12 protein-coding genes are annotated in these 13833 nt (G+C 44.5%); all 12 read right to left on the bottom strand.

Going from position 1 to position 13833, the window contains the following annotated elements; translation table 11 throughout:
• Positions 1 to 12: 12 nt before the first annotated feature.
• On the bottom strand, positions 13 to 1347 hold the full coding sequence (locus tag ACJMM9_RS01100; protein WP_405323060.1) for an ATP-binding protein: 1335 nt from the start codon (positions 1345 to 1347) through the stop codon (positions 13 to 15).
• Between the two features lie 7 nt (positions 1348 to 1354).
• On the bottom strand, positions 1355 to 2437 hold the full coding sequence (locus ACJMM9_RS01105) for a contractile injection system tape measure protein (protein ID WP_405323061.1): 1083 nt from the start codon (positions 2435 to 2437) through the stop codon (positions 1355 to 1357).
• The gene (locus ACJMM9_RS01110) at positions 2434 to 3762 is read right to left on the bottom strand and encodes a hypothetical protein (RefSeq protein ID WP_405323062.1); all 1329 of its coding nucleotides are present in this window, start codon (positions 3760 to 3762) and stop codon (positions 2434 to 2436) included. The genes ACJMM9_RS01105 and ACJMM9_RS01110 overlap by 4 nt, the downstream gene beginning before the upstream one ends.
• Positions 3759 to 4586 (bottom strand): hypothetical protein, encoded by an 828-nt coding sequence (locus ACJMM9_RS01115; RefSeq protein WP_405323063.1) that lies wholly within the window; start codon positions 4584 to 4586, stop codon positions 3759 to 3761. Before ACJMM9_RS01115 ends, ACJMM9_RS01110 begins: the two co-directional genes overlap by 4 nt.
• Positions 4587 to 7727: a hypothetical protein gene (locus ACJMM9_RS01120; protein WP_405323064.1), complete on the bottom strand. Its 3141-nt coding sequence runs from the start codon at positions 7725 to 7727 to the stop codon at positions 4587 to 4589. It abuts the gene before it with no gap.
• 18 nt (positions 7728 to 7745) lie between these two features.
• Positions 7746 to 8150 carry a GPW/gp25 family protein gene (locus ACJMM9_RS01125; protein ID WP_088639978.1) on the bottom strand — a complete coding sequence of 135 codons (405 nt, stop codon included), beginning with the start codon at positions 8148 to 8150 and terminating at the stop codon, positions 7746 to 7748.
• A 1-nt stretch (position 8151) separates the two neighbouring features.
• Positions 8152 to 8454, bottom strand: a complete 303-nt coding sequence (locus ACJMM9_RS01130; RefSeq protein ID WP_088639979.1) for a PAAR domain-containing protein — start codon at positions 8452 to 8454, stop codon at positions 8152 to 8154.
• Between the two features lie 8 nt (positions 8455 to 8462).
• Positions 8463 to 10250: a type VI secretion system tip protein VgrG gene (gene vgrG, locus ACJMM9_RS01135; protein WP_405323066.1), complete on the bottom strand. Its 1788-nt coding sequence runs from the start codon at positions 10248 to 10250 to the stop codon at positions 8463 to 8465.
• A 7-nt stretch (positions 10251 to 10257) separates the two neighbouring features.
• A complete protein-coding gene (locus tag ACJMM9_RS01140) occupies positions 10258 to 10896 on the bottom strand; it encodes a peptidoglycan-binding protein (protein WP_405323067.1) in 639 nt (212 codons plus the stop codon).
• A 158-nt stretch (positions 10897 to 11054) separates the two neighbouring features.
• Positions 11055 to 11510 carry a phage tail protein gene (locus ACJMM9_RS01145; protein WP_173353616.1) on the bottom strand — a complete coding sequence of 152 codons (456 nt, stop codon included), beginning with the start codon at positions 11508 to 11510 and terminating at the stop codon, positions 11055 to 11057.
• Positions 11511 to 11550: 40 nt separating this feature from the next.
• Entirely contained in the window at positions 11551 to 12003 is a 453-nt protein-coding gene (locus ACJMM9_RS01150) for a phage tail protein (RefSeq protein WP_088639983.1), read from the bottom strand.
• Between the two features lie 16 nt (positions 12004 to 12019).
• Entirely contained in the window at positions 12020 to 13825 is a 1806-nt protein-coding gene (locus tag ACJMM9_RS01155; protein WP_405323069.1) for a phage tail sheath family protein, read from the bottom strand.
• Positions 13826 to 13833 lie beyond the last annotated feature (8 nt).

Genomic DNA, 13833 nt, shown 5'->3' on the forward strand with positions numbered 1-13833 from the left:
TGTATTTGATTTTCATAGGATTTTTCCCTCTTTGTGTAATTCCTTTGTCAACGCCTTGATGATGTCATCGTTAGAAATTTTTTTGCGACAATCTTGCACAGCGCTTATAGCGGCATAACGAGCCACATTTGTGAGCGCTCCCCCCGCAAGTTCATACTTCTGTGCAAATTTGTTCAAATCGACGTCACTTTCAAGTATAGCTTTTTTCGAGAAAATGTTAGACCAAAGTCTCATGCGCTCTTCGGGTTCCGGGAGCGGGAAGTATATGGCATTCTGGAAACGGCGCGAGAAAGCTTCGTCAATGTTCGACTTCAAGTTGCTTGCCAAAATGACAATGCCCGGGAAATCTTCGACACGCTGCAACAGGTACGAGATTTCCTGATTGGCGGCACGGTCGTTCGAGCTGTTCGTCTGCGTACGCGAGCCAAAGAGCGAGTCTGCCTCGTCGAAAAAGAGGATCCAGTTGCGGTGTTCCGCCTGGTCAAAGATGTTCGAGAGGTTTTTCTCGGTTTCGCCGATGTACTTCGAAATCACCTGCGACAAGTCCACTCGGTAAACATCCATACCGACTTTTGCGCCGATGAGCGTCGCCGTAAGCGTTTTCCCTGTACCCGGCGGGCCGTAAAACAGCGCACGGTAACCGCGTTTGAGGTTCTTGCGGAGTCCAAAATCGTCAAGCACGGCTTCGCTTTTTTGAATCCATGCCATAAGCTGGTTGATGTCGTCAAGCGTCTCTTCGGCAAGCACGAGATCTTCCCACTGCAAATTCGTCGTGATGAGCTTTGCCGGGAAATGCATGCTGAAGTCAGGCTTGTTTTTAACGCCGGTCGTAAAGTACTGCAAGTATTCCGAGGATACACGGAGCGCGGCCGAATTTGCAGGTTCACCGGGTTCGCCGTATTCAAGCTGTAAAATGCGTTCTACAAAAAGTGTTGACGAGGTGTCAAACAGCGCCATCATCTGTATGCGCTTTTCAATATCGTTACCCGCAAGCAAGAACAGCGCCGTCTCGCACGTGGGCAAGAACCCGGAATGGCTCTTGCTGCGCCACCCGCCAAATTCCGTGTACGGGCGGCCCAGAGTGCGGTTATTCAACAAGAACGAATCAAGCGCCTGCGGGCAAAGGTGCGGCAAAAGCGCAAGCGCAATGATCAGGCGCTCGTAAAAGCCCAGTTCAAAATCAGCGACAACCTGCCCATACGGGGTTCCTGCATCAAGTTCCGGCGGCGGGAGCATTTCGACCTGGAGCTTTTTTTCTTCGGAATCGTCGGCCGAAAAATACTGCGAGAAACGCAGGTCAATCACAGACTTGCACCATTCGATTTCATTTGTCAAATCAAGGCTCATTGGCAAATCATCTCCATTTCACATTCAGCATTTTCTTCATCCACGGGTGCTTTATCATGGAATAGCTCCACGGCAACTTATCAATCAAAATATCGTACGTCTTTTTCTCGACCGAGAGCACATCGGCCGCTCCCGTAGTTTCGATTATTCCCGGTCGTACAAAATACGAGCCGCGCAAACCATCGGGCGACATATTCCCCACCGCTTTCCAATTTGCAATTACCGCCTTGAGCAGGGAATCGACAAGTTCCTTCTCGCTATCCGAAAGGCCCGGGAGTTCATCGGCATAATACACGGGCGTCACAGGCAAGCCACAAAGCAAATTCATAACAGCCGCGTTTCCAGGAGGCTCTTTGTAATTGCCAAAAGCGGCGTACTTGAGAACCGCAAGCGATTTTTTCTGAGAAGCCTCCGAGATAAAAGCGCCTTTTTCGGTGCAACAAGTCCGTTCGAAAAGAGGCGGCAAATACGGAGAAATCAGAACCAGGCCAGAATCGGCAACCGCCTCCGCGTTCTTCAGGGGCGCTGGATGATCGCTCTTCTGCAGTTTACTAGAGTTTTTCATCTGCAAAATTTTCTGGTAAACCACACATGCAATTTGCTGCCAGTCCAGATGCGGAAATTCAGCCTGGATTTCCCTCAAGACCATTTCAGAGAAGCCAAGCGAATTAAACATTTCGCAATCATGTTCCGCTTTCCATTTTTCCAAGAAACTGTCTAGCGCCCTCTCGATATTGCTCGATTTTTCCATCGGTAAATATTGGCGATACACGTTCGCAAGCATGCTCGTGACAGGATCGCTTTTGGCCTTAAACACAGCAGTATCAAGCTTTGATCGAAGAGAATCCCGTAATCCGTCCAGAATCCGTAAAAAAACATCCCCTTCACCGTCGAGATTCAAATCAACCGACAAGGAATCCAGTTCTACATCGCCTTCAATGTGAATACCATCCAGAATTTCGTCAATACACTCAATGAACGGCCCGTTCGCAAATCCGTAAAGTTCGCTTTCCGATACAATCGGATGCGCCGGATTTTCAAATTCGATATTCAAGCTCATATCATGAATGACGTTCTGCGATGTACTCATAACCAGTCTCCATTCGAAGCTGTCAAGCCACGCTTAAACCACAGTTCCATTTCTGGCGATACTTTATAACTTTCAGGCTTCCCTTTCATCCATTCAGAATACAGCTTTGCAAAGCCCTCTTCTTCGTCCAGCGTTTTCCAGAAAAAAATCGGGAGCAGATGCGCCGGGATTTCACTGCTGACAAATTTTTCTATTTCATCTCTAACATTCTTTTCCAATTTTTCCAGATCAGCAAAGAATACAACACGAACTCGGCCGGCGCCTTCGATTCCGAACAAGCAATCGGTATAATAAATTTTTAAAGGATCTTCGTTATCGTGTAAAATACCGAGCATAAGTTCCACATGCCGCCGCCAAGAAGATCCTACACGGTGGCATAGCAATTCCGGAAGTTCACGCAAATACTGTTTTTTACAACAAATCGAACGGTATTCAGAAACAAGCCCCAATTTAGGGAAACGAACACCATACATAGCAAGCATTTGATTGAACGGGCGGGAATTACATTGTTTACAATCCAAAGAATCCAGATCTACAGAAACATTTTCATCAATTGAATAAATATTTGGGAACTTTTCTAGTATTCTTAAAAATTTTCTCATTCCATCTTCAATCGGATAAAGATAGTCCATGAACAATTGCGGATTGTTGCCTTCCCTATAAATAGCCGGGAACAGCTCTATTATCGGAGATAGATTGTTCCATTTATGATAATCGCCCTCTGGGAGATGTTCCCAATTCATTGCATTTTTATCATCAACCTTTGGCGAAAAACTTCCTTCCCAATTGATTTCTAGTTCGCAAACAAGGTCCCCCATGCAGCGCCATTTTTTCCACAAGCTCCAAAAGCTTTCAACAACAGCGTTTTTTATAAGATCGTTTTTAGGTTCCGCAACACAAATTATTACTTTATACCAACCATTATCATCATCAATGTTAAAAATCACCTTTTCTGGATTTTTATACGAACCATCTTCTTTTTTATAAACAATTTTTTTCTCAAAAAACAAAGAATAATCATCCTGGGTTACAGTGCATAAACTTTTAATGCGAGACGCACTGTACATGCCCTGATTTTCATAATTTATTTTTCCATCGGGTGAAACAAGATAATCTTCGATATCAAAACTTGACTTGTAACCAACCTCCGTCAGAGCAAATACAATCTGTTCCAGAATGGTAATGCCTGGATCATGGGCGTTATAATCCGTCCAGATTTTTCCACTCAATTTCTGCACAATCTCTATAGCTTTTTGCCGTAGAGCCGCATAATCAAAAGGTCTTTCCTCTTGACGAGATATAGTTATAAGATTAGTTTCACTCATTTTGTAATCGATCCATTCATTTGCGTATCGTACCAGAGCTTAGTCAAGTGATAACGTACTTGAACCTTTTTTCCTTCCTTGAAATTACTGCGGACACGCAACTGGAGCGTGAACTCGAATTTATTTTTGCACTTATGCCAGCGGACATCGATCTTTGACCCGCCACCACCGCTGTATGAGCGTGTAATGTTCACTGACGGGTGCGAATTGAACACATTCACCGCAATGGCATGAGTCAGCGCAAAACGTCCATCACCATCCAGCCCGCCGACACCAGCAACGACTTCAAAGCATTGGCATCCCGTCAGGACATCGGTCACATCATACCACTCTCCATCTGCAATGACTTTATACTTTTCATCTTCATAACCGACGCGGCCTCTAGATGCGATCATGCCGTTAACATCTAGCTCACCTTTAGGAGAATTGCAGCCAATACCAACACTTACATTGGGCAAATCCATTGATGGATTGTCCGAGCGCTTGCTCACAAGCGTCACGGCGTTCTTCACGGTATCCCGATTTAGCCGCATATTTACATTCAAGGAAGATTCTTTACTTTCCTTATTGTTTGCAATATTGACAGACCAGTCGTAATCCAACGTCTTCTGATCCTGATACAAACTAATTAGACATCCGTCTTCCCCCCGCTGACGAAGTTCCATGCCGTTAGCTTCAGAAACGGCAATGCCCTCGTCAAGAGAATTCACTACAGAATCAATCAGGCAGTGAAAATCGTCTTCAGCCGGCATGTTCCCTGCGCTAAAGCGCTTTTTCAGTTGTTCGCGAGTTTCTTTGTTGAGTGTATTATTTTCTTCAGGCATTTATTTTTTCCTTATGATAAAGGTTTGACCTATTTCAAGCGCCCCGTACCCATTATTGACTGGAGTATCAATTCTCGTTTTCACTTCAATAAAATGCTTTCGCATCGGAACAGGAACGCTACACGGAAACGATCCGGAAACAACACTATCATCCATTTCTTCGTCAACGTTTACATCAAATTTACGGTCATCAACCGATTTAATTTTCATCAAGGTAAATTTTCCACGGTCCACTTGTTTCACATAGTCCAAGCTTTCAATAAACGTTATGAGTTTTTCTTTTTGAATCGACCAGCCAAAATGCTTGACAATCCCACCAACTTTAGACTTGTCAACATCATTTACGGAAAGATACCATGGTGAAAGAAAACGGTTTATCTTTTCGTTCAAGTCCAAAATGGCCTCGCCTTCATTTTCAAGCGAACGAAGCACGATATTACAACGGACTTGCAATTTGTCGAAAAACGGATTGCGGACTTGGACCTTTGAAATCCCAGGGCAATTTTTTTGCACAAATTCCCTTATTTTGTACAAAAGGTTTCCACGGACACAAGGGTCCCACTGAAAACTTCCATCATTATACAACGGCGATATCGGGATTAGCAACAAGCTTCTCGGGCAACAAGTATCTATAGATCCATTCTCTTCGCTTACCTGCGTATGCGGGAAACATTTTACCTTGAGCAATTCTGGGAAATTTTGCAGAACCATGCGTTCATAATCTTCTGCACAGACGCACCGATTCTTGTTGTACAGGGATTCAGCCACGCGGGTTCGCATTTCAGAGTCCGTTTCACAGCGCTTTCCGCCAAAGGATTCTTCAAACTGGTAAACATTCGAAAAGCCTTCAACGCTCGTCGTAAGCTCCTTAATCGTTTGCGGCTTGCAGTGTTCTAATTCGGAGTCATCTTCAAAGCCCGAAACACGCTTGACCTCGAGCGACTGCGTGAACACGGTCAACAATCTTGAGCATTCCCTCCAGTTTTCTTCGCAAGGTTCAATCCGAATCCAGTAATAGCCTTTCGGCATCAAGCAGGAATCATTCACCATATCGTTCGGCAAATTCAGCGTCACGATTCCAGAAGACGTGAAATTCGTCGTAGAATCGGCCAGACGATTTTCATCTGGAACTGGAGTCCATCCTAAAGGACCGAGATACGACCATTTGCATTTTTCGTTCCCGCTGCTGCGCATAGCCGAATCACGATTCAGCAAGAAATAGAAATTCGCTTTTTTCGGTTTGCCCTTAAAGAGAATCCCTAAGTAAAGGATTCCACTTTCAAGAATGAACTTTTCCTTTTCACTGAAACCAAACGGATGCACAAAAAAGATTCCGCTATCCTTATGTCCGTCATTCAACTCAGGCAGGATCTTTGTTTGCGCCGTATAATCGGCATAAAGATCTTCAATACTTGGCGTATAAGGCTGATTTGGCAGTTTTATCTTTTTCTTATTGTCCTTATCCTCTTTAACCTTGCTCAAATAGGAATTGCATATAACTTCCGATACTTCTCCATGCAAAAAAGCCTTGTCAGGAGCTACAAGCTTCATCTTGAAGAAGCCATCCTTCATTGATGGCGAATACATGAAATATTCTTCATCTGGAATATTTACACTTGTATTCAAGCAAACAACGCTCTTGAACGAGATATCGAAATCAGGCAGAATTTCTTCGTCCTTACGTTCATAGCCTTCATTTTTAACAGTCTTAAAAAGATTGCAGAGAACCTCCTTTTTTTCAGGAGGTACCCACGAACCGTTGTAAAGTCCGCTCAAGGCCACCTTAAAATCAGATGTATGCGGAGGATTTTCATATTGACTATACCATTCTGAAAAATCCTTGCACTTCGGAAGGCCGCACCATTTTCCATGAACCGTAAACGAATCAAGATCCTTTCCGCAAGTTTCCTTGCAGCCCAAAATAAACGAATGACCAAGAGCAGGAACAGGGCCAAAAGGCTGCACCGGCAATTCCATCGAAACCGGGCCAAACTCATTAGAGGCGACAATACCGCGGCATTTGGACACATTCACAGCGATGTTGACCGATTGCAATTTCATTTGCCTATAAGCATACCAAAGATCTTGCGACCTATGCGGATTCATCAAAAGCCTAAGCATCGGATGCTTGAACCGAAACTCGCCACCGTGAATTTCTGGATTGTAATTCACGATCGGAGGGTCGGAATCGTTGAGCGTAAATTCAAGAGACATCTGATTGCTGGCAAGGCCATTCATTTCATTACCAACGACAATCCTGTAGTTTTTGACATCAAGCCAGCCCTCGCTCGTCGTAAGTGAAACTCGAAACGCGCTTGAAAATACAGCTAAGAACTCTTTTGGCGCACCAGAAATTCCATCAAAGACCGTATTCTTTATAGAATTTGGCACATACGTAAAATCGACTTTCACATTCCTTTCACCACTGGACATGTAGAAAATTCGATCCGAAATGCATATACCAAGCCTTGAGAACTTGGTTCCTTCAAGAACATCATTCGATCGGGTCAGTCCAAACAGTGGATAAGGCACCATTTTCTGTTCAACCGCCTGGCTTACCTTATAAATAGGGAGTTCCGTTTGCACAATCGGATAATCCGCAACATTCGAAAGCGTGAGGATTTTTGCAACCTTTACATCATTGAGGTTTGCATCGCTAATAGACTCAAATTCAATATCTTCGCCTTTGCTGTTTACACCCGCACTAAAGCGCGTCCCTTTCGGAAGCACACACGAAACATTTTCGTTTTCGATATCAAACGTGACAAAAGCATGATCCCCATCAAATTCTCGTTTATCTTGCCCGAGAACCTTCCTGTAATAAAAATCAATGCGCTTATCTGGAAACTCGTTAATTTTATCACGAACATTCCCAAAGAGATTCGCACTCGCAGCATACAAAGCAACCGCAGGATCCGTCTTGCCATCAGCGTCAATGACACCGTCCATCATCAAGGCGATATCCTTAGCATCGGCCTTTTCAAAAAAATCAGGAAGCCCTTTATCCTTTGATTTCTTAAGCAGTTCTTCTAAAATATTTTGCGTTTTACGGTTATCTACAACAAAATAATTCTTCTTAAGTTCATAGAACTCGCGAGTACGATTACTTAAGCCATCTTTTATTCTATAAGCTGCAGTCATATTCAAATTCTTCAACTTTTAAATGCTTGCATCCGTCGCTTCATTCAGATAGAACGGGAACACCAAATTCATTCGGCTATTCGTCGAACGAACAACATAGACAACTTCGACTTTCAGGACCTCTTTCTTTTCACTCTCCATCACATTCACATTTTCTACATCAACACGGGGTTCATTCATCAGGATTGCGCGACGAACTTCGGACTGTATAAGCGTAATCAACCGTAGTGAATACGATTCAAAGCAATAGTCCCTCAAGCGGCAGCCAAAATCCGGGCGCATCGTACGTTCCCCAGGATACGTCATCAGGAGAATACGAAGGCTTTCATGAATATCCTCTTCGAACTCCGACATTTTCGTTCCTGTATCCAAGAACATTACCGGGAACGACCAGCCACGACCTAAAAAAGATATATCCCGCATTTCAGCCCCCAATCATCACCGTGGGGCAACCCACTACAATAACGCCGCCATGCGCTGTACTGTCGCCCATTCTTGCCGCAGGCTTTCCGCAAATCAGGACCGTCGCAGAGCCTTTTATGATCGAATCAGGAGGGCCAACGCAAACGCAGGAATCGCCCATTACAGCAGCAGGCATTCCACCAATCAAAACCGTTGGCGCACCAGGCCCTACGACAGGCCCTCCCACATGCGGCACAGGCGATGGGAATGCAGGGGTCTGCATGGGACATGTATGCATATCTGTAAGTCTAGCAGCGCACGCCATAAAAGCTCCTAATTGATCATCACCATAGCACCTTTAATAACGGTCTGACCAGAAGCCGAAACTTCGGCCTTGGCACTACCCTTTCCCGTAAAGCCAATTTTTCCATTGAACTCCACGTTCAACCCATCCCCTTTAAGGTCGCCTTTAGAAGAAAGCTCGATTCCTCCGACAGCCGAGACTTTAAACTTCCCCTTCGTATCGAAAGATATATCTTTATTCGACGATACCTTAATACCGCTATCAGACATTTCGATCTTATTGCCCGAAGAATCCTCGACTAGAATCTTTTTTCCATCATCATCAAGTATAAATTTGCGATTACCGGGCGTTGCAATCGTAATCGACTTTTTTTCTTCGTTGAATTCGAGATTCAGCTTTTCACGCGTGAGGATCTGCTTGACATTGTTCTTTTGTTCCAAAGCATGCGGAGGAGCAAGCTTGGAACTGTAAAGGCTCCCGAGAATCACAGGACTCGAAGGGTCGCCACCAAAAAAGCCAAGAACCACCTCGTCGCCTACTTCCGGATAGAATAAGCACCCAACCTTATTCGATGCATAAATGCCCCCAAGGCGGGCCCACACATCCTGTTTTTCATTTTCCATTAGCGGGATATTCACCTTGACGCGGTTCAGCTTTTCAGGATCGTCATGTATTTGCAATACGACACCCGTCAATAACCCATGTACACCGCAGTTAAGCCCAGACGCAATGGGCGCCGAGGTCTCGAACTTTTCGTAGAACCATTCTTTAGGCATGCCAAACGAAAATTCCGTGGTCCAGATTCCATTGCGGACATTATGGTGGATTCCAGAAACAAGCGCCCCGCCTTTAAAACGGTTTCCGACATTCTTGAGATTCACCAATTTTCCGAGATTCGCCTTTGTCGTCCCGACGCACACCACAGAACCGCAAATACGCGAAAGCTCATTTTTCAGCTGCTCCGATTCCGCCCAGGAATTTAGCGCACTCTTGGAAATCTGGGTGCTGGTCTGAAGCGTATTCGCAGAGACCTTCAGGACATCGGCAAGCTTGTTTCCCGTAAAGCTGTTTTGGCCCCCCAGAGTTTTGCTTGTGGACTTTCCAGAAACGACCTGCTGGGATGTCACATCCCAAGATTTGGCAGTGACATTCTTGACCATGAACAAGGCATTTGCCTCCGCCTTGAATTCAAGAATATCCGTTCCCCAAATGAGGTCAACGTTAGCATCCCCCTTAGAGTTGATTTTTTCTATGGACAATCCACTGTCATCAGCCAGGAGCCAGCAGCCATTCGCCTCTGCACGAGTCATCATAAAATCCCAGTCCGTACAGTAATACTGCAACATTTCTTTATGCACTTCGCTGCCCATGCTAGACTTTATCGAGACCCCATAATTGCCTATCAGTTTTTTTACGATATCGTCATCGGATTTATCCAGGAAATTCGCATTTTTACGTGCACACGTCATGGCAATCGCCTTATGGCGGCATTCGATTTTCACGCAACAGCGGCCACTTTTATCAATCGATATTCCGTGGCGCAAAACGATCCCCTTGAAAATCGGAGTCGATTTCGTTTCATATCCAGCCTTAATTGTCACTTCGGAACCAGGAGCTAGCTCCTCACCGTCACTTAATGGAAACGAGCCATTGCTCATTTCACCGTCTTCTATGACAATAACAGCTTTCGGAATGGAATTGATTCCATAGTAGACGTCAACGGAAACAATCGGAAGGATCGAAGACAACGCCTTGCCACCCGATTCAATCACGCATTCAACAGGACCTTCTGCACTAAGAATTGGCGAATTACTCATAAAGACCTCAATCAACCAACGGAGGGAACACCAGACGCGTTCCGGGAACAAGGTGGCAAAAATCAGAAAGGTTATTTACGCGGGCCACCTGCATATAGTAAGAAGGATCGTTGTAGACCTTGTTGCAAAGATTCGGCAAAGTATCTCCGGCCCTAACTTCAATGACATGCGTCAAATCAGGAGAACTCTTGTTTGATTCAGCTTCAAGATCCTTAAAGGTCTTGAACAAGGCGAAACTCAAGTTCACTTCAGCTCGAATCGGATGGCCATCTTTATCGAACAAAGCAAACTTGGTCTCCATTGAAAGAAGACGGCCCTGAACTTTTAAATCACCCCACAAGATATCGACGACAGAAGGCTCATGATTTTTTCCATTGTAATCGTAGACAATGCTTTTCAGCTTTTTTATCATTTCATCAATGGACCCATTGAAAGGCCATTTTTCAACAGGAATCGAACCGGTTGTATCTAAGAATATTTTAGGGATCGTAAGAACAGAGGCTTCGTACCGGTCAAACTTTTTGCTTCGCGGTTCGTTATAATCAGAATACTTTATAGCATCCTTAATGCTATAATCCTGCGGATTAACCATAACCGAAAAGCTTTTGTTATTAGCCGATAATGTAAGCATTCCGTCTGCAGCCATCTTAACGTTCCTTCTTATTTTCTATAAATTCATTCACATAATCACGGCACTCATCCAGTATTTCAGTACGCATTTTCTCAAGAGTCCTCTGCATATCATCAGAAGAAACTCCCGCTACATGGACATTTATCGTCAAATTCTTTATATCCAAGGACATGTTACAAATCCAGCAATTTAAACGAATAATATTTCAGCGTTATCGTTTCGAGAGCGATTTCGTTTTTCATGGCATCAAATTTTCCGAGAGTCCACTTTACAGGATAAGCATGCTTAAAAGCCCACGACACCAAAGGTTCTTCCGATTCACTCAGCAAAGAAACAATGACGTCCTTAGGCTTGATGCTTTCTTTAGACAGGGGTTCTGCCAGAATGTCTTTACACCAGTTAAAGAAAGCATCGCCTTTTTTTACGAAACCACGCTTTAAAACCAAATCAGTAAACTTGCGCGATTTCGGGACGTAAAAGCAGTTGTAATTGTCGCCCCCAGACTGAACCGGTTCAATTTCCAAAGAACATTCGATTCCGCTCACTTCACAGAAGGAGACTTGAGCATCGCCCACAGTCACCCTAAAATGAAACGCAGCAGGAATATCCCATTCTTCGAGTTTATTCAATTGGGAGGATTCACCTTCAGGGGGCATACGCAATTACCTTCTACTTATTTTCAACTTCAAAGCCTTCGTGAACAATTTCAATGCTTTCGATAGCAACTTCGTTGCCTTCGGCCTTGAGATCAGTTCCCGTTACTTTGGTGGGCCATGCATTCTTGAGCTTCCAGGTCACGGTCGGCGTATCGGATTCGTCCAGAAGGCTTATCGTAACGTCGGTACGTTCGATGGTATTCATCTTGATTTTCTTGAACCATTCCCAGAGCTTGTTATTGCCCTTGAAAATGCCCTTCTTCATAGTCACATTGCCGAACTTGATCAGTCCAGGCATCTTGACCACCGAGTAGACCTTGCTATCGCCAGCGCGATACTTGATTTCTTCAGATTGTGCGTCAAGACCAGAAACCTCCTGGAAGGACATCGTATCTTTACCCCACATTACCTGAAAGTGGAATTTTGGCATAGGCCAAATATCAGGACTTTGGTTTTCACCAGCCATATTATATTACCTCCAATTAAGATTTCTGTTGAAGTTGTTGGAACGTGAGTTCAATAAATTCCGCCGGACGGATCAAGGCGACCTTGACAGTGATTCTCAAATAGCCTTCGAGAATATCATCGGCTGTCATGGTATCGCCAAGCCCCACATGCACTTCATATGCATCTTCCGGAGTCTGGCCAGCAAGGCCGCCACGTCTCCAGATGCCGTTGAGGAAGTTGTCGATCATATTTTTCATTGTAAGCCAAGTCGTAGCCGTATTGTTTTCAAACACGTAAGCCTTACAAGCCTGCTTGATCGATTCTTCGAGCATGATAATCGTGCGGCGCACATTGATATAACGCCAGTCAAGGCTATTGCCATTCAGCGTACGAGCGCCCCAGACCTTGATACCGTCGCCAATAAAGTAGCGGATGGCATTTACAGCCTTGCCGTTCAAAGGGACATTCAAGTCCTCCTGTTCTTCGTTGGTCATGTTCACTGCAGTCGATACAACGCCATTGATGCTGACATTTGCTGGAGCTTTCCAAACGCCATTGCTGTTATCGACACGGGCGTAGACACCAGCCATTGCAGCAGAAGGAGCCATCAAGTTGAGTTCATCGAGCATCTGAGACACCATTTCGACATACGCCGGGCAAACAGCCATGAGCTGATTATGCATATCCGTCGAATCATCATTCGTCATGTCGAAGCTGCTCAAGCGATCGAAAATTTTGATGAGATCTTTGTTTTTATTTAAATAATCGTTGTAATCTTGTATTTTTTGTAAAAAACTACAAAGATTGGTTAATTCAGCCTCAATCTTTTCCTTATCAGTCTGATCTTTAGGAACAGTTACCGCATTCAACTTCGTTAAAACGTCTGCATAATCCTTGTCCAACTCAATCGGGAATATTGAATCTTGAGTTGGAAGACCAGCTATACTGGGATTCGCATTGAACAAATCTTTGCAGTCATCCTGAGTCAAAACAGACAGATCGGGCAACTCCGGCAAAACAGAAATTTTCAAATCATCCGCTAACAGTTTGTATGGAGTTCCCGTAACCTGACCTTTATCATCTTTTTCAGGTTCAATGATTGCAAACGAGACCTCATTAGAAGAAACGACATTCGTTTTAACCCACGGGTAATAAGACGCGCCGTAGTTGAGATACATCGTTCCAACTTTCTCGCGGAAATCAGCGACGCAATCTTTTTCAAGATTTCTTTCGGTAAAGCCCTCAAAAACATCCAAAATCGTAAAGCGATTCTGCATTTTATTGCAATGAGCAAGCAATGCCGTATGCACATTTGCGCATAGACCAGCATCAGCGAGAGAAACCGCATCAGGAATAATCATCAAAGTCGGTTCCTGTTCCTTTTCGAACGGAGTAATGCCTTTGCACAACACTTCCTGATCAATTTCATTATTCTCAATTACTGTTATTTTTTTTGTATTGTCGGTCGGATCCGGTTTTTCTTTTTCAACCGTATAGCCGCCCACAGAGCAGATATAGCAGGTTGTGCCACCGTTCTGGAAGAAGATCCGCATGGAATCGTAAAGGCGGAACGCCGGCTTCGCACTAAGGACAGCCTTGGCGTCATTGCTATTGTCTTTTTTATAAGTATATCTTACAGACGGCGCACCGCCGAAGATGCTCAGATATTCGGCAAAGGACGTAATACGCACCGGCTTGTTAATCAAGCTGTTTTTGTTGTATTCCGTCTTTTCGGTATAGCCGATAAAGGCTGGAACCGCCGTAGCGACTTCTACGACCGATCCCGGGAAAGCGTCCTTCTCGACGAGATAGACGCCAGGGGTTTTGTATGCTGTTGGCATTTATGATT

Origin of the sequence: Fibrobacter sp., assembly GCF_045112255.1 — a bacterium.
Taxonomy (GTDB): domain Bacteria; phylum Fibrobacterota; class Fibrobacteria; order Fibrobacterales; family Fibrobacteraceae; genus Fibrobacter.